This window comes from Dickeya undicola, from assembly GCF_000784735.1.
In the GTDB taxonomy this organism is placed as follows: Bacteria; Pseudomonadota; Gammaproteobacteria; order Enterobacterales; family Enterobacteriaceae; genus Dickeya; species Dickeya undicola.
In genome coordinates, this window is the sequence record NZ_JSYG01000004.1 from 447149 (window position 1) to 473017 (window position 25869).

General features: G+C 56.8%; 24 protein-coding genes. 10 read left to right on the forward strand and 14 right to left on the reverse strand.

Annotation, left to right across the window (positions count from 1 at the left end; translation table 11 throughout):
- Positions 1 to 19: 19 nt before the first annotated feature.
- Positions 20 to 451, forward strand: coding sequence for a DUF29 domain-containing protein (locus OB87_RS02815; RefSeq protein ID WP_033567888.1), 432 nt, complete (start codon positions 20 to 22; stop codon positions 449 to 451).
- A gap of 113 nt (positions 452 to 564) precedes the next feature.
- On the forward strand, positions 565 to 825 hold the full coding sequence (locus OB87_RS20475) for a hypothetical protein (protein WP_152605864.1): 261 nt from the start codon (positions 565 to 567) through the stop codon (positions 823 to 825).
- Positions 826 to 859: 34 nt separating this feature from the next.
- Here the strand turns inward: OB87_RS20475 and hutU are convergent, their stop codons facing one another.
- The 4 genes from hutU to OB87_RS02830 all read right to left on the reverse strand — a co-directional run bounded on the left by hutU (position 860) and on the right by OB87_RS02830 (position 5418).
- On the reverse strand, positions 860 to 2551 hold the full coding sequence (gene hutU, locus OB87_RS02820) for a urocanate hydratase (protein WP_033567889.1): 1692 nt from the start codon (positions 2549 to 2551) through the stop codon (positions 860 to 862).
- A 13-nt stretch (positions 2552 to 2564) separates the two neighbouring features.
- Complete coding sequence (gene hutH, locus OB87_RS02825) at positions 2565 to 4121, reverse strand: histidine ammonia-lyase (protein WP_033567890.1); 1557 nt, start codon at positions 4119 to 4121, stop codon at positions 2565 to 2567.
- A 114-nt stretch (positions 4122 to 4235) separates the two neighbouring features.
- Positions 4236 to 4370 (reverse strand): hypothetical protein, encoded by a 135-nt coding sequence (locus tag OB87_RS21075; RefSeq protein ID WP_268745826.1) that lies wholly within the window; start codon positions 4368 to 4370, stop codon positions 4236 to 4238.
- Between the two features lie 283 nt (positions 4371 to 4653).
- A complete protein-coding gene (locus tag OB87_RS02830) occupies positions 4654 to 5418 on the reverse strand; it encodes a YkgJ family cysteine cluster protein (RefSeq protein ID WP_033567891.1) in 765 nt (254 codons plus the stop codon).
- A 501-nt stretch (positions 5419 to 5919) separates the two neighbouring features.
- Between OB87_RS02830 and hutC the strand changes: the two genes are divergently transcribed.
- The 4 genes from hutC to OB87_RS02850 all read left to right on the forward strand — a co-directional run bounded on the left by hutC (position 5920) and on the right by OB87_RS02850 (position 10995).
- Positions 5920 to 6630 (forward strand): histidine utilization repressor, encoded by a 711-nt coding sequence (gene hutC, locus OB87_RS02835; RefSeq protein WP_395856381.1) that lies wholly within the window; start codon positions 5920 to 5922, stop codon positions 6628 to 6630.
- 630 nt (positions 6631 to 7260) lie between these two features.
- Entirely contained in the window at positions 7261 to 8577 is a 1317-nt protein-coding gene (locus tag OB87_RS02840; RefSeq protein ID WP_033567893.1) for a PTS transporter subunit IIC, read from the forward strand.
- Positions 8578 to 8665: 88 nt separating this feature from the next.
- Complete coding sequence (locus OB87_RS02845; protein WP_033567894.1) at positions 8666 to 10279, forward strand: ATP-binding protein; 1614 nt, start codon at positions 8666 to 8668, stop codon at positions 10277 to 10279.
- 23 nt (positions 10280 to 10302) lie between these two features.
- Positions 10303 to 10995, forward strand: a complete 693-nt coding sequence (locus tag OB87_RS02850) for a response regulator (protein WP_072025410.1) — start codon at positions 10303 to 10305, stop codon at positions 10993 to 10995.
- A 47-nt stretch (positions 10996 to 11042) separates the two neighbouring features.
- Here OB87_RS02850 and OB87_RS02855 read toward each other — a convergent pair whose 3' ends face one another.
- The 7 genes from OB87_RS02855 to OB87_RS02885 form a co-directional block, all read right to left on the reverse strand.
- Positions 11043 to 12590 (reverse strand): HAL/PAL/TAL family ammonia-lyase, encoded by a 1548-nt coding sequence (locus OB87_RS02855; protein ID WP_033567895.1) that lies wholly within the window; start codon positions 12588 to 12590, stop codon positions 11043 to 11045.
- Positions 12591 to 12599: 9 nt separating this feature from the next.
- The gene (locus tag OB87_RS02860; RefSeq protein ID WP_033567896.1) at positions 12600 to 13382 is read right to left on the reverse strand and encodes an ABC transporter ATP-binding protein; all 783 of its coding nucleotides are present in this window, start codon (positions 13380 to 13382) and stop codon (positions 12600 to 12602) included.
- A complete protein-coding gene (locus OB87_RS02865; protein ID WP_033567897.1) occupies positions 13375 to 14091 on the reverse strand; it encodes an ABC transporter permease in 717 nt (238 codons plus the stop codon). Before OB87_RS02865 ends, OB87_RS02860 begins: the two co-directional genes overlap by 8 nt.
- Positions 14088 to 14810 (reverse strand): ABC transporter permease, encoded by a 723-nt coding sequence (locus tag OB87_RS02870; RefSeq protein WP_033567898.1) that lies wholly within the window; start codon positions 14808 to 14810, stop codon positions 14088 to 14090. The genes OB87_RS02865 and OB87_RS02870 overlap by 4 nt, the downstream gene beginning before the upstream one ends.
- A 15-nt stretch (positions 14811 to 14825) precedes the next feature.
- A complete protein-coding gene (locus tag OB87_RS02875) occupies positions 14826 to 15638 on the reverse strand; it encodes a transporter substrate-binding domain-containing protein (protein ID WP_050515614.1) in 813 nt (270 codons plus the stop codon).
- A gap of 298 nt (positions 15639 to 15936) precedes the next feature.
- Positions 15937 to 16485, reverse strand: a complete 549-nt coding sequence (locus OB87_RS02880) for a HutD/Ves family protein (RefSeq protein ID WP_033567900.1) — start codon at positions 16483 to 16485, stop codon at positions 15937 to 15939.
- Positions 16485 to 17849: a formimidoylglutamate deiminase gene (locus OB87_RS02885; protein WP_033567901.1), complete on the reverse strand. Its 1365-nt coding sequence runs from the start codon at positions 17847 to 17849 to the stop codon at positions 16485 to 16487. Before OB87_RS02885 ends, OB87_RS02880 begins: the two co-directional genes overlap by 1 nt.
- Positions 17850 to 18098: 249 nt before the next feature.
- Here OB87_RS02885 and hutI point away from each other — a divergent pair, with 249 nt between their 5' ends.
- Both hutI and hutG read left to right on the forward strand, forming a co-directional pair.
- Positions 18099 to 19313, forward strand: coding sequence for an imidazolonepropionase (gene hutI / locus OB87_RS02890; protein WP_050515607.1), 1215 nt, complete (start codon positions 18099 to 18101; stop codon positions 19311 to 19313).
- Positions 19310 to 20110 carry an N-formylglutamate deformylase gene (hutG, locus tag OB87_RS02895; protein WP_033567903.1) on the forward strand — a complete coding sequence of 267 codons (801 nt, stop codon included), beginning with the start codon at positions 19310 to 19312 and terminating at the stop codon, positions 20108 to 20110. The genes hutI and hutG overlap by 4 nt, the downstream gene beginning before the upstream one ends.
- Before the next feature lie 11 nt (positions 20111 to 20121).
- On the opposite strand, the gene OB87_RS02900 is transcribed toward hutG, so the two are convergent.
- Positions 20122 to 22065, reverse strand: coding sequence for a methyl-accepting chemotaxis protein (locus OB87_RS02900; RefSeq protein ID WP_033567904.1), 1944 nt, complete (start codon positions 22063 to 22065; stop codon positions 20122 to 20124).
- Between the two features lie 323 nt (positions 22066 to 22388).
- On the opposite strand from OB87_RS02900, the gene folD reads away from it, so the two are divergent.
- Together folD and ybcJ are read left to right on the forward strand one after the other, a co-directional pair.
- Complete coding sequence (gene folD / locus OB87_RS02905; protein WP_033567905.1) at positions 22389 to 23258, forward strand: bifunctional methylenetetrahydrofolate dehydrogenase/methenyltetrahydrofolate cyclohydrolase FolD; 870 nt, start codon at positions 22389 to 22391, stop codon at positions 23256 to 23258.
- Positions 23259 to 23262: 4 nt separating this feature from the next.
- Positions 23263 to 23475 carry a ribosome-associated protein YbcJ gene (gene ybcJ, locus OB87_RS02910; protein ID WP_033567906.1) on the forward strand — a complete coding sequence of 71 codons (213 nt, stop codon included), beginning with the start codon at positions 23263 to 23265 and terminating at the stop codon, positions 23473 to 23475.
- Positions 23476 to 23634: 159 nt separating this feature from the next.
- On the opposite strand, the gene cysS is transcribed toward ybcJ, so the two are convergent.
- Together cysS and OB87_RS02920 are read right to left on the reverse strand one after the other, a co-directional pair.
- Positions 23635 to 25020 (reverse strand): cysteine--tRNA ligase, encoded by a 1386-nt coding sequence (gene cysS / locus OB87_RS02915; RefSeq protein WP_033567907.1) that lies wholly within the window; start codon positions 25018 to 25020, stop codon positions 23635 to 23637.
- 406 nt (positions 25021 to 25426) lie between these two features.
- Positions 25427 to 25849, reverse strand: a complete 423-nt coding sequence (locus tag OB87_RS02920; protein ID WP_033567908.1) for a DoxX family protein — start codon at positions 25847 to 25849, stop codon at positions 25427 to 25429.
- Positions 25850 to 25869: the final 20 nt, after the last annotated feature.

Sequence of the window (25869 nt, forward strand, 5' to 3'; positions counted from 1 at the left end):
GCAGCTCAGGGGAGGATATATGACAATCCATTATGACAATGACTTTTACGGCTGGACTCAGGAGCAAGCAAGTTTATTACGCTCTGGTCGTCTGGCTGAGTTAGACGTTCATAACCTGCTGGAGGAAATCGAAGCGATGGGGCGAAGCGAACGACGGGAACTGGAGTCCCGGCTTCAGGTGTTGTTTATGCATCTGCTGAAATGGGAATACCAGCCGAGCCATCGCGGAAAAAGCTGGCAGTTGACCATAGAGGAACAGCGCCGTAAGGCTATGCGTGTTCTATCCGAGAACCCGAGCCTCAAATCCCGGCTCCAGGATATTATCGCGGATGCTTATGGAGATGCGGTAATTGGTGCCGAACGTGAAACCGGCCTGAATCGTGGGTTATTCCCAACTAACTGTCCCTGGTCATTTGAACAAGCTGTTAACCCTGATTTTTATCCAGAATAAGAAAACTTAGTATTTTTAATAATAACGTCGGCTTTCCGGCGTTATTTTGTTTGCATGGCTTTTTAATTATAAAAGTTGTGTTAAGCACTATTTATATAAGCAATGGAGGCTGTGTGAAGGACACTAGATTTAATAACGAGGTCTATCTTGATTTTTGTAGTGCTTCGAGAGGTGAAGTACTGAATATCTTCATTCATGGTTATTCTGCTGCGACTAATGATAAGGATAAACTCCTCTTGAAAAAGACGGTATCATCACTGCCTGGAGATGCTACCAATATCTTGCTTTTTTGGCCATCTGGAAATTTCTGGAATATCAACTTTAAAAAAGTAGCATTTTCTTTTTGGCGTGGAGGGATCGTTCCTGGTGCTTAGAGCCTATCTCAATAGGCTCTAAGCACCGACGTGTCTATTTCACCATCGGCAAATTCAACCGATGCTCTGCGGCACAGGCTTTGGCGATGTCGTAACCCGCGTCGGCGTGGCGCATCACCCCGGTAGCCGGGTCGTTCCACAGTACCCGCGCCAGTCGGGCATCGGCCTGTTCGCTGCCGTCGCAGACGATCACCATCCCGGCGTGCTGGGAGAAGCCCATGCCGACGCCGCCGCCATGATGCAGGCTGACCCAGGTGGCACCGCCTGCCGTATTCAGCAGCGCGTTGAGCAGCGGCCAGTCTGATACCGCGTCTGAACCGTCCTGCATCGCTTCCGTTTCCCGGTTGGGCGAGGCCACCGAACCGCAGTCCAGGTGGTCACGGCCAATCACAACCGGCGCTTTCAGCTCACCATTGCGCACCATCTCGTTGAACGCCAGCCCGGCCAGATGCCGCTCCCCCAGCCCCAGCCAGCAGATGCGCGACGGCAGTCCCTGAAAAGCGATACGCTCGCGCGCCATGTCCAGCCAGCGGTGCAGATGGTGATTATCCGGGAACAGCGCCTTCAACTTCGCGTCGGTCTTGTAGATATCTTCCGGATCGCCGGACAGCGCCACCCAGCGGAACGGCCCCTTGCCTTCGCAAAACAGCGGGCGGATATAGGCCGGGACGAAACCGGGGAAATCAAAGGCGTCGCGCACGCCTTCATCAAACGCGCGCTGGCGGATATTGTTGCCGTAATCCACGGTGGGCACGCCCATGTGGCAAAAATCCAGCATCGCCTGTACATGTACCGCCATTGAGGCGCAGGCGGCTTTCGTCACTGCCTCCGGGTTGCTGAGGCGTTCCTGTTGCCAGCGCGCCACGCTCCAGCCCACCGGCAGATAACCGTTGAGCGGGTCGTGGGCGGAGGTCTGGTCGGTGACGATATCCGGTTTCATGCCACCAGCGTTGGCGCGTTTTACCAGCTCCGGCAACACCTCGGCGGCGTTGCCCAGCAGGCCAACAGAGATGGCTTTCTTGTGTGCGACGGCATCGGCGATCATCGCCAGCGCGTCGTCGATGCTGTCGGTCTTGTAATCCAGATAGCGGGTGCGCAGCCGAAAATCGATGCGAGATTCCTGACACTCCACCGCCAGTACCGATGCTCCGGCCAGTACCCCAGCCAGCGGCTGGGCTCCCCCCATACCGCCAAGACCGGCGGTGAGGATCCACTTACCGCTCAGGTCGCCGTGGTAGTGCTGGCGACCTGCTTCGGCAAACGTTTCATAGGTGCCCTGCACGATGCCCTGCGCACCGATGTAGATCCACGATCCGGCGGTCATCTGGCCGTACATCATCAGCCCGGCCTTATCCAGTTCATGAAAGTGTTCCCAGGTGGCCCAGTGCGGCACCAGGTTCGAGTTAGCGATCAATACTCTGGGGGCGTCGGCGTGGGTGCGAAACACCCCTACCGGTTTGCCGGACTGCACCAGCAGCGTTTCATCCGCTTTTAACTGGCGCAGGCTAGCCAGAATGGCGTCAAAGCAGGCCCAGTTGCGCGCCGCCTTGCCAATACCGCCATACACCACCAGATCTTCCGGGCGCTCGGCCACGTCCGGGTCGAGGTTGTTCTGGATCATGCGGTAGGCGGCTTCGATCAGCCAGTTTTCACAGTGCAGCTCCGTTCCGTGCGGCGCGCGCACAACACGGGCAACAGAAGAAGTCGTCGAAGAAGAGGTGGTCATAGCGGATTCCTTATCAAACGAACGCCGGTTCAGCGGCATAGCTAGGTAATAATGCGGTGATGACGGACGGCCAGTGCTCACGGCTGGCCCACTGGCGCATCAGGTCAATATCCGTCGCCATCAGGCGGTCGTGGTCCAGAAACGCGACCTGTTCACGCACCTGTACCAGTTCACGCTCCAGTAACGGCGAGCTTTTCAGTGGACGGTGGAAATCGATGCCCTGCGCGGCAGCCATCGCTTCAATGCCCACCACGGTGGCGGTGTTAAAACACATGCTGCCGAGACGGCGGGCGGCGTAGGTCGCCATCGATACATGATCTTCCTGATTGGCGGAGGTGGGCAGGCTGTCCACGCTACCGGGATGGGCCAGCGACTTGTTCTCTGACGCCAGCGCGGCGGCGGTCACCTGGGCGATCATGAAACCGGAGTTGACGCCACCGTCGTTAACCAGAAACGGCGGCAACCCGGACAACGTGCTGTCGAGCAGTAGCGCCATGCGCCGTTCAGAAATCGCGCCGATCTCCGCCACCGCCAGCGCGATGATGTCGGCGGCGAATGCCACCGGTTCGGCGTGGAAATTGCCACCGGAGATCACCTCATCGGTTTCCGGAAACACCAGCGGATTATCCGACGCGGCGTTGGCTTCGATGCGTAACACGCGGGCGGCGTGCTGTAGATTGTCCAGGCACGCGCCCATGACCTGCGGCACACAGCGAATGGAGTACGGGTCCTGCACCCGGCCGCAGTTGACGTGCGACTGCAAAATGTCGCTGTCCGTCAGTAATGCGCTGACCGCCGCCGCGACCGCAATCTGTCCTTGCTGGCCGCGCGCCTGATGGATACGGGCGTCAAACGGCTTGACCGAGCCTTTGATCGCTTCCAGCGACAACGCACCGGCCACCAGCCCGGCGGCAAACACGTTCTCGGCCTCGAACAACCCACGCAGCGCCAGCGCGGTGGATACCTGGGTGCCGTTGAGCAGCGCCAGCCCCTCTTTCGGCCCCAGCACCAACGGTTCGACCCCCGCCCGCGCCAGCCCTTCAACCGCCGGGATCAGCGCGCCGTCGACCCGCGCCTGCCCTTCTCCCAACAACAGCAGCGACAGGTGCGCCAGCGGTGCCAGATCGCCACTGGCACCTACCGAGCCTTTCTCCGGAATACAGGGCATCACCCCAGCGTTGAACAGCGCCAGCAAGGTATCGATCACCCGCAACCGCACCCCGGAATGCCCGCGCGCCAGGCTGATGACTTTGGTCGCCATCACCAGACGCAGCACGTCATCCGGCAGCAGGTCGCCGATGCCCACGCTATGCGACAGCACCAGATTGCGTTGCAACTCTGCCAGCCGGTCCGCCGGAATGCGGGTCTGGGCCAGCTTGCCAAAACCGGTGTTGATGCCATAGACCACCCGGTCCTGACGGATAATGCCCTGTACCGTTTCCTGCGCCGCCGCCACCGCCGCGCGCGCCTGTGCGTCCAGCGTCAGGGTCACATTGCCCTGATAAATAGCACGCAGCGTGGCAAGGTCTACCGCGCCGGGCATCAGGCAATAGTTTCGGGTTTGTGACATATATCTAATCCTGTATAGACAAGTGGAGCTAAAAAAATCCGGCTGACGCCTTTTCTATTATCCAGCCGGTACGTATCTCTCATTCTTCCTCTCCGGCAGGCACGCTCGCGCCTGTCAGATTCCACGGTGAATCGCTGCCATCACCTGCGCTTTCAGCGCCATCAATTCTGGCCAGGTGTTAAGGGTATAGTCTCTCGGCCAGGGAAAATCCACCACCATGTCGATGTCGTGGTGACAAACCGCCAGCAACGAGATCCCCCCGTACAACCTGATACTGCACGCCTGTTTCTGTTCCCGTCAGGAAAAGAGCAAGTGATAGTTCCAGTGTTATAGTCTTGTCTATACAAGCAAGGGTCATGCCAGCCCAGCGAAACGGGCGAAGGAGCGGGAAAAACAGCGCAAACAGGCTGCGGGATGGGCCTCAACGCGAAGGAAGAACAGCAAGGCTGCCCCATAACGGTGCGCCCTGCCCTGTTTTAGTCATGCACGCGGTATTGCGCTGTTTGAGGCTGTTCGCAAATCAATTTCAGTATCAGGCGGCATTCAAACCGATAAATCCATAATACTGCGATGGCCCGGTGATGGCCTGTGCACCAGCCTGCTGTAACGACGCCAGCACATTTTCGCCGGAAACATGGAACTGCCATACCCGGCTGACCGCGGCTTCGGCATGTTCCTGAGCGGTGAATTGCCCGGCTAGCTCCAGCGCGGAGGTAAAGGCGCTCATCTCCGGCAGATAGGCGGTGAAACCATCCCCTTTTAATGCACTGGTGGTAATCCCCAACCAGTTACAGATCGAGGCTTTGATATTGATCTCTTCACGGTCCGCCTGACGGGAGCGTTCGATCAGCGCCTGCGTCTCGCGGTCCACCAACCGATCAGAGGCAATCAGCACATCACCCTGCAACCAGGCCTCCGGCGGGCAGTCTTTGCTGGCCTGCCGCAGCGGAATATGTGGGTTGATCTCCATCGGGTAAATGCGGCATACCAGCGGCCGCCTGTCATAAATCTGGCAACGCAAATCCCCATCCAGATGACGGCAGGAATCCGGGTTGTACGCCGCAAACGTGATCGCAATAAACGCCCGAGTTTCGCCGCTTACCACGTCACAGGAGCGCGACTGGGCATGTTGACGCTGTTCCGGCAGAATACCGATGCCATTGTGCAAAAAGCCTTCGGCCAGAATGATGATTTGCCCACCATCCTGCGCCCACTCACGCACTTCTGCCAGTGTCAGAGGGACATGATGCCCCATGCAGCACTTGCCGCACCCCACACAGGAAAACGATGTATCCATTGATAATGACCCTTAATTAACGCCTACGAGCACAGAAAGGAAGAAACCTGATGGAAGCCGTTTCAATGAGCGGGTGAAACCGATGAACACGTCTTCTCCGGTGAAGATCGGACGTCACCACCAAAGATCAGGATTTCGTAAAGATATCGTCAGTTTAATGTTAAGGATCGATATTTTGATAAATTTACAAAGTGTGGGGAAATAGCGTGTAGCCCAGGCGATTACTGGCCTGAGCCTTATTTGTTGGCTTGCAAGAGGATCAGGCAATCCGGTGATTGACGGCCTGTAAAATGAAAAAGAGTAACGCCGCGCCGAGCCAGAGCCAGAGCCAGAGCCATCATGGAAAACGCCTGATGGCCGTTTCCCGTCAGTCGTTTTGCGGTCGAAGAGAACCGGTTGTCTATACAGGACTGGTCGTTATTCGCTACACTGCGCTCATTTGTTGCCTTTGAGGATGACGCCTTGACCGACCTGCAAACCGCTTCCCAACTTGCCGCCGCCATGAGTGATACCCCTGCGCCGATCTACCAGCGGGTAAAACAGGCGATCATTAGCCAGATTCGCAGCGGTGTCTGGCAATCGCATCAGCGGGTGCCGTCGGAAAGCGAACTGGTGAATGAACTGGGCGTCAGCCGTATGACCATCAACCGAGCGTTGCGGGAACTGACCAGCGAAGGATTTTTGGTACGGATGCAAGGCGTAGGCACATTTGTGGCGGAGCAGAAGGCGCATACCGCCATGTTGGAAGTACACAACATCGCCGATGAAATCGCCGCCCGAGGTCATCGTCATAGCAGCCGGGTACTGGTGCTGGAAACCCTTAGCGCCGATGGCGATCAGGCCGCGCAACTGGATATCGCCCTCGGCCAGCCACTGTTTCACTCACAGATCGTGCATTACGAAAACGACATCCCCGTGCAGTTGGAGATCCGTTACGTCAACCCGCAGGTGGCTCCAGACTATCTACAGCAGGATTTCACCCGCGATACACCGCACAGCTACCTGAGCCGCGTGGCACCGTTGACCGCGGGCGAACACCGGGTGGAAGCCGTCGCCGCCGAACCGCATCAGCGCGACCTGCTGACGCTGGGCGAACAGGAACCGTGCTTGCTGATCCGTCGCCGCACCTGGCACGGCTCGCGGGTCGTCACCGCCGCGCGTCTGTTTTATCCCGGCTCCCGCTATCAGCTATTCGGCCGCTTTGGCGGCTAGCCAACACGCCCTGATGGTTTGAATCGTGGTAACTCACCGATGAGAAAGACAAAAACCTGATTTTCACTATGCCGCTACCAGCAGGGTGAAAATCAGGTTCTGCAAGACATGCCTTGCTCAACACATGTGATGTTCAACAAATGTCATGATCAACGATTGATAATCAGAAAAGCGGGCGGAGTCAGCCATGTTGTATCACAAGGGGAGACAAGTTCCACAGCAGTGCCAAAACCACCCGCGTTTATTCGGTTACGCGTTATTATTGCAAATGATTTTATACCCTAAATATACCCGTCATACTTCAAGTTGCCGGTGTGAGGGCCAACGCTTCGCGTTGTTCAAAACGCAATACGTTTTGTCCTGCAACTTGAGCTATTCGCGTCCTTAACCATCATTTTACTTAACATCGCGAATTATATTGGTTAACATGAAACAAATAAAACCATTAACTCCAGAGCACCGACCGACGGTAAAGAAAGAAAAATAATAAATCAATAAAATAATAATTAAGCGCATAAAAATCATTTAATTCTTTTTATTTATTCATCAATGTGATCACTGATCAACTTTCACTAACATGAACGCAGTTACTTTACCCCGGTCAAAAGATTATGAATAAAGGGGTATGCTGTGCTTAAGTTTATTATCGAGCTATTAAAAGACGCCGCCATATTGGTGAGTCTTTTTACTATGCTGGGAAATATCATTCAAAAGAAGAATATTAACGATATTATTACATCAACCATCAAGACCTACCTTGGTTTTGTCATTCTTTTTGCCAGTGCCAATCTGCTTATTTCTCCGTCACTGAATAATTTTTCAAAAATATTCCTGACCGCTTTTCACGTTCAGGGTATTGTGCCTAACAACGAAGTGGTTATTGTTGTCGCGATGGAAAAGCTGGGTCAGATCTATTCTTCAGCGATTGCCGCCGGGCTTATTGGTGCGATGCTTTTCAATATTGTTTTGGCTAAAATTACGCCATTGAAATATATCGTCCTGTCCGGGCATCATGTTTTCTTTATGGTGAGCTGCCTGACGATCATCGCCATGCTGCACGGCATTTCTGTTTCTAACTCCGCTATCCTGGCGACCATTATTACCGGGATATGGTGTGTTATTTCTCCAGCCCTGCTGGTGCGTTATTGCCGCCAAATTGATAATTGCGATGCATTGAGACAATCCGGCGATTTCTCTATCGGCCAGTTCGGTTCCACCAGTTATATGCTGGCTGGCTGGTTAGGAGAAAAATTGGGCAACAAAGAAAATGATGCAGAAAAACTGGCTATCCCAACCAGTATTGGTTTTTTAAAAGATAAACAAGTTTCGACTTTCTTTGTGATGCTGCTGTTCTTTGTTATCTCCGCCCTGGTCGCCGGTGCCGATCATGTACAGGTGATCGCCGATGCAGGCAATAAAGACCACAGTCATACCAATATTTTTCTGTTCCTGCTGAAACAAGCCGGGCTGTTTGCAGCGGGTGTCTACATGCTGACTCGCGGCGTGCATATGTTTATCGAAGAGTTGATCCCAGCGTTTAAAGGTATCAGCGATAAAGTCATCAAGAAATCCATCCCGGCGATTGAAATCTATTCGCTGTTTCCCTATTCCAATAATGCGGTTTTCATCGGTTTTATCTGCTGCACCATCAGCGGCTTCCTGACCATGATTCTGTTGCCGGTATTTGGTTATCCGGCGATGGTGCCTAGCCTGCTGTTTACCTTTGCCAGCGGCGGCGGCGCGGGCATTATCGGTAACGCCACCGGCGGTATTCGTGGTGCGATCATCGGTGCGGTGGCCTGCGGCATCATCTCCATTGCGGGGTCTGCATTCATTTTCCAGCCAATCCACGATGCGGGCGTTGATGCACCCACCACCTATTCGACGACCGATTTCACGCTGCTGGGCCTGTCGTTGCACAGTGCGTTATCGCTGCTGAATCGCTAAAAACAGGCTTGCGATGGTATATTTACCCCGATAGCCCCCACCTGGGGGCATTGTGTTTACCGTGCAACCATGACTGACGGAATCCACCATGCCAGAGGCCTTAACCGCCGATAATGGGCCAAGAAGCTTTTATAAGTATCAGATAATACTTTACTATTTCATCACGTCACTGGCCGTGGTGGTGGTAACCGGCTGCGCCGTTTTTCTCGTTATCAACAACCTGCTCTATCACGATGTGGCGGATAAATCCAAAAATCTGGCGCTGATTATCTCGCAAGACTCAGCGCTCAAACAGGCGGTCCACCGTCGGGATCTGGTGACGCTGCGTAGCCTGATTGATCAGCGCTACGCCCGCAGCGATGCGGATCTTATTGTGATTAGCGACCCGGATAACATCCGCCTCTACCATCCCGACCCTGCGCAGGTAAATCTGGCTATCAAGGATATCGGCAATATCACCCTGCTGCGCGCCGGGAAAAGCTATACCGTCAACAATACCGGCTATTCTGGTGCCACGGTAAAAACGCGCGCACCCTTTATTCTGGATGGAAACTATATCGGCTATGTGTCGGTCGGGTATACGGAAGCGCACCGTCGGGTGCTGCTGGCGGACTATTTTTCCCCCTTCTTCGGCCTGCTGATTTCCGTATTTATTCTGATCTTGCTGGGCGGTGTATTTTCCTACCGCCTGCTGAAAAAACAGATGTCCGGCCTGACGCCGGAAATGATCAACTATAAATATCAGGTGCGCAGAGCCATTCTGCACGCCATTTACGATGGCGTGATCGCCGTCAGTCCGGACGGGCGCATTATCGCCATCAACAACGCCGCCAAAAAGATGCTCGCCATCGACCATACTCACGGCCCACTGACCGGACACCAGATTACCGATTATGTCGTACCCGCCGATTTTTTCTTATCCGCCGAACGTCAGGAGTGCCACGATGTGGATGTCACCTTCAACGGTTCGACGTTTATCGCCAACCGGGCCATCATCCTCAACCAGCAGGATACGTTTGCCGGTTTCGTGATCAGTCTGCGAGAAAAGACCAATGAAACCCTGATGACCCAACGGGTCAACCACATTAAACATGAAAGCGAAGAGCTGCGGGTGCTCAGTCACGAGTTCAAAAACCGGCTGGCCATTATCTACGGTTTGATTCAGTTGGGAGAATATGAGCGGGTCAGTCAGTACGTCGCACAAGAAAATGCCCAACAGCAGCAATTTTATGATGCGATCATCCGGTCCTTTCACTGCCCATGCGTTGCCGGGTTGATTCTCGGCAAGCTGGGGCGTGCAGGCGAACTGGGCATCGACCTGCGTATTGACCCGCTGTCCTATTACACCGGCGCGGACGCACCACTGAGCGCCGAGGAGATGGCCTGCATCATCGGCAACCTGTTGGATAACGCGCTGGAAGCAACGGTGAAGATGCCCGCCCATACGCAAGCTATCGAGCTGTATCTCAATGACTGTAGTGATGAAATTGTGTTGTCGGTTCAGGATAATGGTCCTGGCCTCAGCCAGACAGCCGCAGAGACGCTGTTTGTGAAAGGCGCGACCAGTAAAACAGGCCGTCATCACGGCGTGGGGTTGTATCTGGTGCAGTCACTGGTGCAGAAAGCGCGGGGCGCGTGTCTGGTCGATGCGGCTGACGATAATAACGGCGCGGTTTTTTCCGTTTATATTCCCAAGAATTAACAAAAAGTTAGAAGATTAACGCTATGGCAAACACGATCAGCGTATTTTTGGTTGAAGATAACCACGACATGGCTTTCTTTATTGAAAGCTTCGTCAGGAAGCACTCTGAATTCCTGCTATTAGGCAGCGCCGATACCCTTGCCGACGCCCGCATCGCCATCGCCGCCCAAAAACCCGACCTCGTGATGCTGGATAACTATCTGCCCGATGGCACGGGGATCGACATGATGAAACATCTGCGTGCCACGCAGCCGGATATCGATGTCATTTTCATCACCGCCGCCAACGATATCGATACCATCAAAAGCGCGATACGCCACGGTGCCTGTGACTATCTGGTCAAACCGTTCATGCTGGAACGGTTGGAAGAAGCGTTAAAAAACTACCTGATGTTCAACCGAAAGGTACACCAGAAATCACACCTGCCGCAGGAAGAGATCGACCGGGTAATACGTCAGTCGCTGCCCGACAGCACGCCAGCCGGATTCAACTACCCGAAAGGTATCGATGAGTTGACGCTCAATCAGGTGCGGGCGGCGTTCTCCGGCGAAAACGTGCAGCACACCGCCGACAGCCTGAGCGACATGATCGGCATCAGCAAGTCCACCGCCCGGCGCTACCTTGAGTACTGCAAGAACATCAAACTGCTGGAAGCACACATTCAGCACGGCAACGTCGGCCGCCCTCAGCGCTTTTACCGCCTGACCTTCAACTAACTGGCACCACGCGCCGCTTGCCTGTGAGTCCCCGCTTCCGCTAGTGGTTAGGCGCGCGAGTCTGCCGCCCCATCAGCCTGTTCAGGCTGCGGCTCGTCATCCCAATGAAGATCCTGATGCCGCAGCACCTGCACCGCGCTGGCGATATCCGGTGCCAGCCAGCGATCGTCCTGCCAGACGGCGACCTGCTGACGCAGCACCTGCCACGCCCGGCGGGTGCCCATGCCAGCATTATCCGGGCCGAGAAAATCCAGCGCCTGCGCCGCCAGTAAGTATTCGATCGCCAGCACGTGCCAGACGTTTTCGGCCAGCTTCAAGAGTTTGAGTACCGCTGGAGTGCCCATACTGAGGTGATCTTCCTGCAAGCCGGAGGTGACAAAGTTATCCACCACCGCGGGCTGCGCCAACAGGCGGTTCTCGCCGCAAAGCGAGGCAGCCACATACTGGGCGATCATCATGCCGGAATTGACCCCCGGCTGGGCGACCAGAAACGGCGGCAGCCCGCTCACCAGCGGATTGATCAGCCGGTCCAGCCGACGCTCCGCCACCCCCGCCAGCTCGCATAATGCCAGCGCCAGGCTGTCCGCCGCCAGCGCCACCGCTTCGCCATGCGGGTTCGCCTGCGATACCACCCGCCATTGTTCCGGCGTGCCCAGCACCAGCGGGTTATCGGTGGCGGCGTTCAGTTCCATCTCGATGCGCTGCGTCGCCGACGCAAACTGATCGCGGCAAGCGCCGTGAATTTGGGGGATGGAGCGCAAACTCAGTGCATCCTGCGTGCGAATGCCTTCGCTCTCGGCGATGATCTGGCTTCCGGCCAGCAAGGCGCGCACACGCTGCCCAACCTGCTGAATGCCTGCGCTCGGTTTTAACGCCAGTACGTCAGGGTCAAACGCCACGATCTGCCCGCGCAGCGCCTCAAAGCTCATCGCGCCGGTTACATCGGCCCAGTCCAGTTGCCGCGCAGCGTCATCCAGCGCCAGACAGGCCAGCCCGGTCATGCACGGTGTGCCGTTGACCAGCGACAGCCCGTCTTTCGCCCCCAACGTCACCGGCGTGACACCAATGCGCTGCAACGCGTCCAGCGCGGGCAACACCTGCCCTTGCAGTTCCACCTCGCCGACGCCGATCAGCGCCAGCCCGATGTGCGCCATATGGGTGAGATAGCCGACCGAGCCCTGCGACGGCACGCACGGCGTCGCCCCCTGATTCAGTAGCGTCAGCAGCGCCTGCACGATAGCCGGTTGAATCCCCGACTTGCCGTGACTGTAATTGGCGATCGCCGCGCATAGGATGGCACGGGTCTGCTCGACCGGCAGCCGTGGCCCCACACCGCAGGCGTGGCTCAGCAAGGTATTACGCGACAACCGTGACAGGTCTGCCACCGGCAAGGTCACATTGCATAACGCGCCCAGCCCGGTATTCACGCCATAGGCCAGTGTTTCGCTGTCCACAATCTGTTCGACGATACGCCGCGACTGCTGCATCCGCTGCCAGGCCGATTCACTCAGGCTCAGGCGTGCGCCGTGGCGCGCCACCTGCACCAGTTCATGCCAGGCCAGCGGCGTGTCACCCCAGCAAACGTCAGTGTGCATGTTGCCTCCCTATACGCTCTGATGACTGGCGATAAATTGCTGAAAACGCGGCGAGCTGTCGCCGCTGAACATGGCATCGGGCGTGCCCTCACAATCAATCCGCCCCTGATGCATGAACACTACCCGGCTGGAGACGTGGCGGGCGAACCCCATTTCATGGGTGACCACCAGCATCGTGCGCCCCTCTTCGGCCAGCCCGCGCATCACTTTCAGCACGTCGCCGACCAGCTCCGGGTCCAGCGCCGAGGTCGGCTCATCGAACAGCATCACATCCGGCTCCATCGACAGCGCGCGGGCAATCGCCACCCGCTGTTGCTGACCGCCGGACAGTTGCGTCGGATAAAAGTGCCGCCGTTCGTACAACCCGACTTTCGCCAGCAGCGCTTCAGCCTGTTCGATGCATTCCGTGCGCGAACGTCTGAGGATATGCAACGGCCCTTCGATGACGTTTTGCAGCACCGTCATGTGGCTCCACAGATTGAAATTCTGGAACACCATCCCCAGCCGGGTACGTAGCCGTTCCACCTGACGCCGGTCGGCCGCGACCTGATGGCCGAGTTTATGGCGCTTCATCAGGATCATTTCGCCGCTGACGGCAACCGTGCCGTCGTCCGGTGTTTCCAGCAGATTGATACAACGCAAAAAGGTGCTCTTGCCCGACCCGCTGGAACCCAGCAGTGAAATCACTTCGCCTTTGCGCGCATCCAGCGAGATGCCCTTGAGCACCTCAAGCGCACCGAAGGATTTGCGGATATCGATCATCGATAAGGTGATGGGGGCGGTTTTATTCATGCTCTCTCCCGGTAGACATCGGCACGGCGGCCAAATTCGGCGATAAGGCGCGTTCCAGCCAGGCAAATACTCTGACAATAATGAAGTTCAGCAACAGGTAAATCAGCGCCGCGCAGACAAACACCTCCAGCGTGCGGTAGGTACGCTGGATTATCTGTTGCGCCACGCCAGTGACATCCCACACCGTGACCAGACTGGCCAGCGCGGTGGATTTGATCAGCAAAATCGCCTCGGTCGACCAGGCGGGCAGCGCATGACGCAACGCGACCGGCGCGATGATACGGCGCAACAGCAGCCAGCGCGACATACCACACGCCAGACCGGCTTCAATCTGCCCGGCGGGAATAGACAGCAGTGCGCCGCGCAGAATTTCTGCGGTATAACCGGCGGTGCACAGCGCCAGCGCCAGCACGGCACAACTGAAAGGGTCGCGCAGCACCGGCCAGAACAGGCTGTCGCGTACCGTGCTGAACTGCCCCAGCCCGTAATAGACCAGAAACAGCTGAATCAGCAGCGGCGTACCGCGAAAGATCAGCATATACAAGCGGGCAAACCCGCTCAGCGGCCAGACCGCGCTAACCCGCATCGCCACCAGCAGTACCGAGAGCACCGCCCCGACCGCGAACGAGGAAAAAAACAGCCCCAGCGTCACCGGCAGCGCCGACAGTAATCGCAGGAACGTCTGCGTCAGAAAAGCAATATCGATCATGACGGCTCCTGAATCGTTTTGCGGTGATAAGGCTGGGACAAAAAGCGCTCCAGACGGGCAAACGCGCTGTTGGAAAACACCGTCAGGATCAGGTAGATCGCCGCGCCAGCGAGGTAAAACAGAAAGTAGTCACGGGTCGAACCTGCGGCCATTTGGCTGGCGCGCATCAGTTCGACAATGCCGGTTACCGACACCAGCGCCGAATCCTTCAGGCTCATCTGCCAGACATTGGACAACCCCGGCAGCGCAAAGCGAAGCACCTGCGGCAGCAGAATCCGCCACCCGATGCGCCAGCGCGGCATCCCCATCGCGCTGGCGGCCTCAAGCTCGCCGCTATTCACCGCCAGACGCGCCGCACGGTAAACCTCGCCCTGATACGACGCGGAAATCAGGCCGATCGCCAACGCGCCGATCAAAAAAGGCGGCAGTTCGATAAATCCCTCGGCCCCGAACCAGCGTCCAACCTGCGTCAGTACGCCGGAACCGCCAAAATAGAACAGATAGATGATCAGCAGTTCCGGAATGCCGCGAAACACGGTGGAATAGGTTTCTCCCGCCACGCGCCAGAGTCGGCGCGTGGACAGTTTGGCCGCAGCGACTGCGGTGCCGACCAAAGCACCGATCAGCAACGCCACGATCGTCAGGCACAAGGTGGTCAGCGCGGCCATCGCCAACAGGCCGCCCCACCCCTGATCGCTGAAATCTAACAGGGCCAACATAGCGTTTCCTCAGTCTCAGGGGGTGACATCCGTTTTGAACCACTTCTCGCTGAGCGTTTTCACCGTTCCGTCCGCCAGCGCGGTTTTGATGGCCGCATCGAATTTAGCCTTCAACTCCGGATCGCTTTTACGAAAGCCCAGTGCTTCCCCTTCTCCCCAGATAGGCCCGGTCAATTGCGGGCCGCCCAGCGTCAGGTTGCTGTTTTCCGGCTTGCTGAGGATGGAGTTGGCAAAGGTGACATCGTCAAACACTGCGTCGATGCGCCCGGCCTGCAAGTCGAGAATGGCGTCGGCGGAGGCGGTGTACTCGCGCACGGTGGCGACATCCCGGAAGTAGGCGTCGATGAACGGCGTGTAAACGGTGCCGGAGGCAATACCGATGGTTTTGCCCTGCAACGCGCTGCGCAGGCTGGCGACCGCAGGCTTAATCTGATCAGGCTCATTCGCCAGTTTAATCATCGCTTTATCCGCTTCGACCGGCAGCGCCAGCTTGCCTTTGACGGTAATAAAGCTAGCCGGTGTGGACGCATATGGCAGCGAGAAATCCACCACCTGTTTACGCTCTGGGGTAATCACGATGGCATCCATCATCACATCGAATTTACCGGCTTGCAGACCGGCGATCATGCCGTCCCAGTTTTGCACCACCAGCTTGCATTTGATGTTCATCCGCTGGCACAGCACCGTCATCAGTTCCGGCTCAAACCCACCCAGCTTGCCGCCCGGCAAGGTCAGGTTCCAGGGTTCGTAGCTGCCTTCCGTCGCGATAGTTACCGACTTCCACTCTTTAGCCTGCACGCCCGCGCTGAAGGCAGCCGACGCGCTCATTACACATAAGGCAATCACAGGTAGAACCAATCTGCTCTTTTTCATGTCTTCCCCCTGGGTTTAACCGTCAAAGTAATTACATGTATATACAACATCAGTTAAGCAGCAAGATTCGGGCCATGATTACGATTAACCGGACAATCTCAGCAATAAGTCCAGCCAAGCCCGCCTGGCTGCGGCAATCAGGGAATAACGGCACCGGGGGAACACACATTCGGCATCGGGAAGACCGATTCAGGACGGCACTGCACAGCGGCGGTGCCCAATTGTTGTGCATCAGAGTGATGCACTGGGCAGATTATCGTGCGTGGATCGTGCTCAGCAGCAATACAGCGTTGTCGTCATCCGGCGTCCAATCCATACCTGAAGCGCGCCACCAGATGCCCTCTCCGGCAGCCAGCCGATGAGCGCCAGCTCGCCAGTGCCCTGCCAGTACGTAAGCCACACCGTCCGCATCCGGCGCTGGCACCGCCGTTCCATTAACGAGTGCGCTCTCCGTCCGGTAGCGGCGGCGATCGACCATGATATTGAAGTCCAGACTGACACCGCCGCACAGCCGCGCCGTGATCGCCTGCTCACCCGCGAAGGCGAACGGCTGATGCAGCGTCAACCGGTGTCGCCAGTCGTCACCGCACAGATCCACGCCCTCGCCAGACAACAGGGTAATCACCCGGTCAACGCCGGGAAAACGGGAAAAATCGCCGTCACGCTCGATGGTGGCGATACTGGCGCGCCAGGCAAAATCGTCGCCGGGTACGTCCGACGGTATCCGGCAAATTTCCCGTGTTTCGCCACCGCCATTTTTCCAGCGGCTGACCGGCAGGGTATGAAGACTGAATGTTTGCATCACAGCACCGCCTGCAACGACTGCATCACCTCGACAAACCGGGCGTCGTACTCGTCGTCCAGCGCGTGCCGTCCGTCTTCAATCACCGGTTTTCCCGCCACCCACACATCACGAATCTGCTGGCGATCACCGGCGAACAACCAGCGGTTGAGCAGGCTGTCGTCAGCCACCGCGCTCAACAGCGCATCTTCGCGCAGCACCAGCCAGTCGGCGCGCCAGCCGACACTCAATTCGCCAACTGGCACCCGGCAAGCCTGAGCACCGCCCTGCAACGCCTGCGCGTACAACAGGCTGCCCACCGCCGGTTGCTGCGGCGTCACCACCCGGTTACGACGGCGATCGCGCAGGCGCTGACCGTATTCCAGCCAGCGCAGTTCCTCCAGCACATTCAGCGACACATGGCTGTCGGAACCAATGCCCCAGCGGCCTCCCTGTGCCACGTAACGGTCGAGCGGGAAAATACCGTCGCCGAGATTAGCTTCGGTGGTCGGGCACAATCCCGCCACCGCCAGGCTGCCAGCCAGTCGGTTTAGCTCTTGCTCATCCAGATGGGTGGCGTGCACCAGACACCAGCGGGCATCCACCGCGAAGCGATTGAACAACCACTGCACCGGGCGCTCACCGCTCCAGCTCAGGCAATCGTCCACCTCTTTTTGCTGTTCAGCGATATGGATATGCACCGGCAGGCTGCTGTCGCTGGCTTCCAGCACATCCTCCATCTGGTTGTGGCTAACCGCGCGCAACGAATGGAAACACAACCCGTGATTGAGCAGCGGATAAGGCTGAACCAGCGCCGCCAGCGCTTCCTGCTGGCTCAGGTAGTGATCCACATCCTGAATAAAACGCGCCTGCCCCGGATGCGGCGGCTGCGCGCCGAATCCGCTGTAACTGTAAAGCACCGGCAGCAAAGTCTGGCCGATGCCGACCCGCTGCGCTGCCGCCAGCAGATGACGCAGCATGTCGTGCTGGCGGTACGGCTTGCCCTGTGGGTCGTGGTGCAGATAGTGAAATTCCGCCACCTGGCTGTAACCGCCCTTGAGCATATCGATATACAACCGGGTGGCGATCACCCCCACCTGTTCTGGTGTCAGGTTCGCGACCATGCGGTACATCAGGTCGCGCCAGGTCCAGAAGCTGTCCTGCACGTTCCCGGCGACCTCCGCCAGCCCGGCCATCGCGCGTTGGAAAGCGTGCGAATGCAGGTTAACCATCGTCGGCAGCACAATGCCTGACAGGTGTTGTGCGCCTTCCGCTGTCGTATCCGGCGTCACAGATTGCAGATACCCCAGTTCATCCACATCCAGACGCACATTGCGTGCCATTCCCTGTGGTAGCAGCGCACGCGCGGCAAAATAAACGGCCATAGCGAGATCCTGTCGGTGATGATCGTTGATAACATGGTTCAGTGATCATAAATGTATAGACATATCTATACACCAAAGTCAGCAACATATGACATAAGGCTTTTTTATTGCGCCGCAGAAACCGGCTAACTACTGATACTGTGACGGAGAAAGTAAATAAGAAATTCCTATTCCGTCACAGCTTGCTGAACTCCCATAGCAGGGCGTATAACTTGTCTATACAAGACTATAACAGCAAGAGGGAGCAGGATGACGATAGCCTGTGACAGTCTGTGGCTGGGTGCCGACCTGGTTACCTTGCGCGGTGGCCGCTATCAGGTGATTGAGGATGGCGCGCTGGCCGTTACCGACGGCCGCATCGTCTGGCTGGGTGCACGGCACGCTTTGCCCGCTATCGTGCCGTCGCGCGTTACCGATTTTGGCGGCGGCATCATTACGCCCGGTTTTATCGACTGCCATACCCATCTGGTGTTTGGCGGCGATCGCAGCGGCGAATTCGAGCAGCGCCTTAACGGCGTCAGCTATGCCGATATCGCGGCGGCGGGCGGCGGTATTCTCGCCACCGTCAACGCCACCCGGCAGGCCAGCCACGACAGCCTGCTTGCCTCGGCGCTCGCTCGCTTACAGCCGTTACTGGCCGAAGGCGTCACCACGCTGGAGATCAAATCCGGCTACGGGCTGGATGTGGACAGCGAACTGAAAATGCTGCGGGTGATCCGCGCGCTGGGCAGGCAACAACCGGTGCAAATCGTCTCGACCTGTCTGGCCGCCCACGCTATTCCGCCGGAGTTCCGGCAGCAGCCGGAGGCGTGGATCGATCTCGTCTGCCGTGAACTGCTACCGAGGGTCACCGCTGAGGGGCTGGCCGATGCTGTCGATGCCTTCTGCGAGCATCTGGCCTTCAGCCCGGCGCAGGTAGAGCGGCTGTTTCAGGCGGCACAAACCCATTCGTTACCGGTCAAACTCCATGCCGAACAGTTATCGTCGTTGCATGGCAGCGCACTTGCCGCACGCTTTCAGGCGCTGTCCGCCGATCATCTGGAATACGCCACCGAACAGGATGTGGCGGCGATGGCAGCGGCGGGCACCGTCGCGGTGTTGCTACCCGGTGCCTATTATCTGCTGCGGGAAACACAGTGCCCGCCGGTCGAGCTATTTCGCCGCTACGGCGTGCCAATGGCGATCGCCAGCGACTGTAACCCCGGCACCTCGCCCGCGCTGTCGCTACGGCTGATGCTGAACATGGCCTGCACGCTGTTTCGCCTGACGCCGGAAGAAGCGCTGGCCGGGGTAACATTGCACGCTGCCCGCGCACTGGGGCTGGAGCAGAGCCACGGCTCGCTGGAAACCGGCAAGGTGGCGGATTTCGTGCACTGGCCGCTGACGCGCCCGGCGGAGCTGGTTTACTGGCTCGGCGGTCAACTGCCTTGCACCACGATTTTCCGCGGAGAACAACGACCATGACCCCATTTACCTTTATCGAGGGCGACAGCCCGCTGCTGCTCAGCATTCCCCACGCAGGCACCGACCTGACGCCAGAGGTCGCCGACGGGCTCAGCCCGGCTGCACGCCCGTTGTCGGACACCGACTGGCATATCCCGCAACTGTACGATTTTGCCCGCGGGCTGGGTGCCAGCGTGCTGGCAGCCAACTATTCGCGCTTCGTCATCGACCTGAACCGCCCGGCCGACGATCAGCCGCTGTATACCACCGCCACCACCGGCTTGTTTCCGGACGTGCTGTTCGACGGCACACCGGCGTTTCTCCCTGACCGTGCGCCGTCGGAAGCGGCACGCGCTGGTTATCTGCGTGATATCTGGCAGCCTTACCATCAACACATCCAGCAGCAACTGGCACGCATCAAACAGCGTCACGGCTATGCGCTGCTGTTCGATGCCCACTCCATCGCTTCACGCATTCCACGCTTGTTTGACGGTCAGTTGCCGGACTTAAACCTCGGCACCCATGGCGGCCTTAGCTGTGCACCCGACATCGAAGCCGCACTGCTGGAAGCCTGCCAGTCACAGCATCGCTGGAGCTGGGTAATAAACGGCCGGTTCCGTGGCGGCTATATCACTCGTGCCTATGGGCAGCCGGAGCAGCATCAGCACGCGATACAGTTAGAACTGGCGCAGTGCAATTACATGAGTGAACAGGCACCGTTCGCCTGGCAGGCAGATAAAGCGCGGGAACTGCAACCAATGCTGGAGCGCATCGTGCGGATCGTTATGGACACGGCGGCCGGGCTTTATCACGCCTGACCGCCCTATTCTCAAACGGGCAGGCCGATTCGGGTGTTATTACCTGCATCGGCCACCACAAAGCGGTCAACCGTTCCTTTCATGTCGCCAGCCTGCCTGTCGAGCAACTGGCTGGCATCAGCCGCCTGCGACACCAGCACCGCATTCTGCTGTGTCACCTGTTCCAGTTGATTCAGCGCCAGATGCACCTGATCCACCCCCAGCGACTGTTCCCGTGCTGCGGTGGCGATATCGCTGACAAAATCCCGCACCTGCGAGGTGCTGGTCATGATCTCCTTCATGGTTTCGCTGCTGCGCGCCACCAGTTCCACGCCGGTATGCACCTGATCAATGCTGCCGGAAATCAACTCTCTGATACGCTGCGACTCACCGGCACTGCGCTGTGCCAGATTGCGCACCTCGGTCGCCACCACGGCAAACCCGCGCCCCTGCTCACCGGCTCGGGCCGCCTCCACCGACGCATTCAACGCCAGCAGGTTGGTCTGAAACGCAATGGCGTCAATGGCGGCGGTAATTTGTGACATCTGCTCGCTGGACTGGCGGATTTTCGACATCGCCTCGCTGGCCTGCAATGCGACCTGATCGGCCACGCCAATCTGCTCCTCCATGGTTTTCATCAGTTCCGACGCCTGTGCAGCGTAATCAGCGGTCTGTTTGACCGCCACGGTAATCTGTTCCATGCTGCTGGCGGTTTGCACCAGCGATGCCGCTTGAGCATCCGTACGTTGAGCCAAGTCCTGATTGCCCTGTGCGATGTCATTACTGGCTCGCTCCACCAACCCGGCACTTTGCTTAATGGTACATACGACATGTTCAATATTTTCCAGCGACCGGTTATACGCCTGATTCAACAGTGATAACTCGTCGCTACCCGGCACATCCAGCCGACAGGTCAGATCGTTGCCCATTGCATCAATGGTCTTCAATGTAGACGTCAATTGCTGATAGACATTCCGCGCTACCAGAAACGCCAGCAGCAGCGCGAGCAGCAGCGCCGCCACGGCACCGCCAAGATAGCTATATCCGCTGAAGCGAGCCTGTTCCTCCAGACTGCCTGCCCAGTTGAGTAAATCTGCCGATGCCGCATCCTCGATGGCTTTCAACTGGTCGATACGCTGTGTCTGCTGTGTGAACCACGCGTTGGCGTCAATCCCAAATCCGCCGGTCGCGGCTTTGGCAAACGCGGTATCACGCATTTTCAACGCCGGTTGTGCCGCCGCACTGCTCAGGAAGTCCTGCATACGCTGTCTGAGTGCCGGTTGAGCAAATTGATTGAAAACGTTGGTATAGGCGTTTTCCATACCGACCAGTTGGCTGAAACGCTCGTACTGACCCGGCGCAAAATGATCCACCGCGAACACTTCGGATAACAATGCCCGCACAATGCCTGCTTGTTCTTTGATATCCAGCAGATTGTAATAAGCTGTCACACGGGTCACCAACCCACCATCAGTGACCAGATGGCTCATATCCCCCACCAGTGCGATAAGATCGCTGACATTGGCGGTATACCATCCCACAACTTGCGAGGTAGGTAACGAGAGCCCATCAACCTGTGTGCGCAATGAGGACAGCGCTTGCAGGCGCTCCTGTAAGTGGCTCAACCGCTGCGCGATCTCGTCTCCCGTGCCAGATAAGGACAGCGTGGAACGGCTTTCCCATAACGCAGCTAATGCTTTATCGGTTTCAACGCGCTGGGTACGCAACGGGTCAGCGAATTTTTGCCCTTTGCTACCGATGAAGCCAGAACTCATACCGCGTTCGCGTTGCAGGGCATGGGCGGCATTGCCCGCCCGCTGTGCCAATGTCAGTAACTGAGAGAACTGCACCATGTCCTGCTCCGCCTGACGATGATCCAGCACGCCTCGGGCAGAAAACCACAGCAAAGCAATCAGTAACGGCATCAACGCCAGCATGAATTTATAACGAATCGAAAACGAGGATAATCGAAGCATTTATGCCCCCTGTCAGACCCTCAAAAGAGAATAGAAACAACCAATCGGCTGATTCCGTTGCATTGGTATAGGTATAGAAACTTAATTTCTATTAAAGAGTAGTTCATCACTCAGAAATACAACAAGCAGCGATGGGGCTGTTCTGAACGTAATCAAGGCCTCACATCACCCGATTAGCACTGTTCGGTGTATCGATAAAATACCGCTTCAGCCACAGAAAACTGCGTTATCGTAATTAACCAGCATACAACGCCTGACAGCCCGCGCCGCTTCTGCCAAAATAGGCGCATTCCCCCGCATTAAAAATGATGGATTTTCTGTACATGGTTGCAAAAATTATTGATGGTAAAACGATTGCGCAGCAGGTAAAAGACGAAGTCGCCGTGCGCGTGAAACAACGACTGGCCGAAGGCAAACGCGCACCTGGGCTGGCGGTGGTGCTGGTGGGTGATAACCCTGCGTCACAAATTTATGTCGCCAGTAAACGCAAAGTCTGCGAGGAAGTCGGTTTTATTTCCCGTTCCTACGACCTGCCCGCTGCCACGACTGAACCAGAGTTGCTGGCGCTTATCGATAAACTGAACGCGGACACCACCATTGACGGCATTCTGGTGCAGTTACCGCTGCCTGCGGGGATAGACAATACCAAAGTCATCGAGCGTATCGCGCCAGACAAAGATGTCGACGGTTTCCACCCGTATAACGTTGGCCGACTGTGCCAACGCGCGCCGCTGTTGCGCTCTTGTACCCCACGCGGCATCGTTACACTGCTGGAGCGTTATGGCGTTAACATGTTTGGCCTTAACGCCGTGGTGGTGGGTGCATCCAATATCGTTGGTCGCCCGATGAGTATGGAGCTGCTGCTGGCAGGCTGTACCACCACGGTCACCCACCGCTTCACTAAAGACCTGCGTCACCACGTCGAACATGCTGACCTGCTGGTCGTCGCCGTAGGTAAACCGGGTTTTATTCCAGGCGAGTGGATCAAACCGGGCGCTATCGTGATTGATGTCGGTATCAACCGGCTGGAAAGCGGCAAAGTGGTAGGCGATGTGAAGTTTGACGAAGCGGCAGAGCGCGCCGCCTATATCACGCCAGTACCAGGCGGTGTAGGGCCGATGACGGTCGCAACACTGATTCAGAACACCTTGCAGGCTTGCGAGGAATACCACGATAACCCGGCACAGGCATAATTTTATGAACGTATTCCATCTGGATAAACACCCGCACGTGGAACTGTGCGACCTGCTGAAACTGCAAGGCTGGAGCGAAAGCGGTGCCGCCGCCAAGCAAGCCATTGCCGCCGGTGATGTCACCGTCGACGGCCAGACTGAAACCCGCAAGCGCTGCAAAATCGTCGCGGGTCAGGTGGTGAGTTTCAACGGTGAGTCAGTTACCGTTCAGGCGTGATACGCTGATTTTTGTAACGACTTCATATCGTCGCAACCCCATGTCGTAGCAGTCCAACGATGAAACAAGGCCCGGAAAAACCGGGCCTTTTCTATGGGAGCAACGTTGTCTGGCGAGACGCGATTATTTGCGACGCCAGGATTATTTGCGACGCCAGAATTATTTGCGACGCCAAATAGTACCCTGCGGGCCGTCTTCCAGCACGATGCCCATTTCCGTCAGCCGGTTACGCGCCGCATCAGCCAGCGCCCAGTCTTTGGATTGACGGGCATCGTTGCGCTGCTTGATCAAGGCTTCGATTTCCTGCACTTCACCATCATCGGCCTGTGCACTGCTTTGCAGGAACAACTCCGGATCCTGTGTCAGCAATCCCAGAACCCCCGCCAGTTTACGCAGCGCCGCCGCCAGGCCATTGGCCGCCACCGCGTCTTCCGTTTTCAGGCGGTTAACCTCGCGGGCCATGTCGAACAGCACCGAGTAGGCTTCCGGCGTATTAAAGTCATCGTCCATCGCTTCGCGGAAACGGCTTTCGAAGGCATCGCCCCCGGCAGCCTGCGCCGAGGTATCCGTACCGCGCAACGCAGTGTACAGACGCTCCAGTGAGGCACGTGCCTGCTTGAGGTTTTCCTCGGTGTAATTCAACTGGCTGCGATAGTGGCCGGAGATCAGGAAATAACGGATGGTTTCGGCATCGTAGTGAGTCAGTACATCGCGCACGGTGAAGAAGTTATTCAGCGACTTGGACATTTTCTCCCGGTCTACCATCACCATGCCGGAGTGCATCCAGTAATTCACATAGTCGCCGCCATGCGCACAGGTGGACTGCGCAATTTCGTTCTCATGGTGCGGAAACATCAGGTCGGAACCGCCACCGTGAATGTCAAAATGCTCGCCTAATTGCTTGCAGTTCATCGCTGAGCATTCGATATGCCAACCAGGGCGACCATTGCCCCACGGTGACGGCCAGCTCGGCTCGCCCGCTTTGGACATTTTCCACAGCACGAAATCCATCGGATTACGTTTCACTTCGGTGATTTCTACCCGTGCCCCGGCTTTCAGTTGATCCAGATCCTGACGGGATAACACACCGTAACCCGGTGCCGTATCTACCGAGAACATCACGTCGCCATTATCCGCCACGTAAGCGTGGCGACCGGCGATCAATTTTTCCACCAGCTCAATGATTTCGGTGATGTAATGTGTGGCACGCGGTTCTTCATCCGGGGACTGAATGTGCAGTGCATCAAAATCGGTGTGCATTTCACTGATCATACGATCGGTGAGCTGCGTGATGGTTTCGCCGTTTTCCGTCGCACGTTTGATGATTTTGTCGTCAATATCGGTAATATTGCGCACATATTTTACGTCATACCCCAGGTAACGCAGATAGCGCGCTACCACGTCAAACGCCACAAAAGTACGCCCATGACCGATATGACACAGGTCGTAAACGGTTATCCCGCACACATACATGCCAACCTTGCCAGCGTGAATGGGTTTGAATTCCTCTTTTTGACGACTCAGGGTATTAAAGATCTTTAGCATCAGGGCATTCCATGGTGTTCGCAGGAGATGTGCATCGTTGCCTGCAGTACGCGTAATAAAGTCGGTTTTTATCCGGTTTTCGGACGTAGAGCCTATCTCAATAGGCGTCACTGGCGCAGCCAGTTTGGACTCGGACAGCGCGGAGAAACCGGAGCGTACACGTAGTACGTGAGGATTTCGAGCACTGCCCAGGGCCAAAGTGGCAAGTAAAATAGCCTAATTGGGATAGGCTTTTAGCTGCGTATTGAAACCTGAACCCTGCCCTATTGCAAGCGGGTGCGCCTAATATTCAGTATCCCCTGCGGTTTCACGTTCCGTGCGCCCTGTAAACGCACAAACCCGGCGATATCGCCGGGTTTGCATGGCCGCCGTCGCAGCCGGATAAATCCGTTACCGTTGATTAAGCTTAGCGCCAGCGCGGGTTGCTCATCACGGAATATTTACCGCTGCCCAACAACGCAATCACAATACCGGCAAAGAAGTAGACGGCTACACCCTCAACTCCCCATGCACCGGTTTTATCAAGGGTGAAAATCGCTTCTGGATGCGCCAGCGAAAACGCCACGATCATAGTGAAGGAAAAGGCCAGCGCGGCAGGACGAGTCAGAATGCCCAGGATCATCAGCACAGGTGTAATCACCTCACCGACAAACACACCATAAGCGATAAAACCAGGCAGGCCGTGCGCCGCCAGCATTCCCTGAATAGCACCAACACCCGCAATGAGCTTATGAACACCGTGGAATAGCATCAGAATACTGAATGACAGTCGCAAAACCAGCTTGCCGCAATCCGGTTTGTCTAACAGCTGATTAATCCGGTCCAACATAATTTACCTACCTGTATGAT

Coding starts and splice junctions, on each gene's coding strand:
- OB87_RS02815 (WP_033567888.1), top strand. CDS start 20: ATGACAATCCATTATGACAATGACTTTTACGGCTGGACTCAGGAGCAA.
- hutU (WP_033567889.1), bottom strand. CDS start 2,551: ATGACCACCTCTTCTTCGACGACTTCTTCTGTTGCCCGTGTTGTGCGC.
- hutH (WP_033567890.1), bottom strand. CDS start 4,121: ATGTCACAAACCCGAAACTATTGCCTGATGCCCGGCGCGGTAGACCTT.
- OB87_RS02830 (WP_033567891.1), bottom strand. CDS start 5,418: ATGGATACATCGTTTTCCTGTGTGGGGTGCGGCAAGTGCTGCATGGGG.
- hutC (WP_395856381.1), top strand. CDS start 5,920: ATGAGTGATACCCCTGCGCCGATCTACCAGCGGGTAAAACAGGCGATC.
- OB87_RS02845 (WP_033567894.1), top strand. CDS start 8,666: ATGCCAGAGGCCTTAACCGCCGATAATGGGCCAAGAAGCTTTTATAAG.
- OB87_RS02850 (WP_072025410.1), top strand. CDS start 10,303: ATGGCAAACACGATCAGCGTATTTTTGGTTGAAGATAACCACGACATG.
- OB87_RS02855 (WP_033567895.1), bottom strand. CDS start 12,590: ATGCACACTGACGTTTGCTGGGGTGACACGCCGCTGGCCTGGCATGAA.
- OB87_RS02860 (WP_033567896.1), bottom strand. CDS start 13,382: ATGAATAAAACCGCCCCCATCACCTTATCGATGATCGATATCCGCAAA.
- OB87_RS02865 (WP_033567897.1), bottom strand. CDS start 14,091: ATGATCGATATTGCTTTTCTGACGCAGACGTTCCTGCGATTACTGTCG.
- OB87_RS02870 (WP_033567898.1), bottom strand. CDS start 14,810: ATGTTGGCCCTGTTAGATTTCAGCGATCAGGGGTGGGGCGGCCTGTTG.
- OB87_RS02875 (WP_050515614.1), bottom strand. CDS start 15,638: ATGAGCGCGTCGGCTGCCTTCAGCGCGGGCGTGCAGGCTAAAGAGTGG.
- OB87_RS02880 (WP_033567900.1), bottom strand. CDS start 16,485: ATGCAAACATTCAGTCTTCATACCCTGCCGGTCAGCCGCTGGAAAAAT.
- OB87_RS02885 (WP_033567901.1), bottom strand. CDS start 17,849: ATGGCCGTTTATTTTGCCGCGCGTGCGCTGCTACCACAGGGAATGGCA.
- hutI (WP_050515607.1), top strand. CDS start 18,099: ATGACGATAGCCTGTGACAGTCTGTGGCTGGGTGCCGACCTGGTTACC.
- hutG (WP_033567903.1), top strand. CDS start 19,310: ATGACCCCATTTACCTTTATCGAGGGCGACAGCCCGCTGCTGCTCAGC.
- OB87_RS02900 (WP_033567904.1), bottom strand. CDS start 22,065: ATGCTTCGATTATCCTCGTTTTCGATTCGTTATAAATTCATGCTGGCG.
- folD (WP_033567905.1), top strand. CDS start 22,389: ATGGTTGCAAAAATTATTGATGGTAAAACGATTGCGCAGCAGGTAAAA.
- ybcJ (WP_033567906.1), top strand. CDS start 23,263: ATGAACGTATTCCATCTGGATAAACACCCGCACGTGGAACTGTGCGAC.
- cysS (WP_033567907.1), bottom strand. CDS start 25,020: ATGCTAAAGATCTTTAATACCCTGAGTCGTCAAAAAGAGGAATTCAAA.
- OB87_RS02920 (WP_033567908.1), bottom strand. CDS start 25,849: ATGTTGGACCGGATTAATCAGCTGTTAGACAAACCGGATTGCGGCAAG.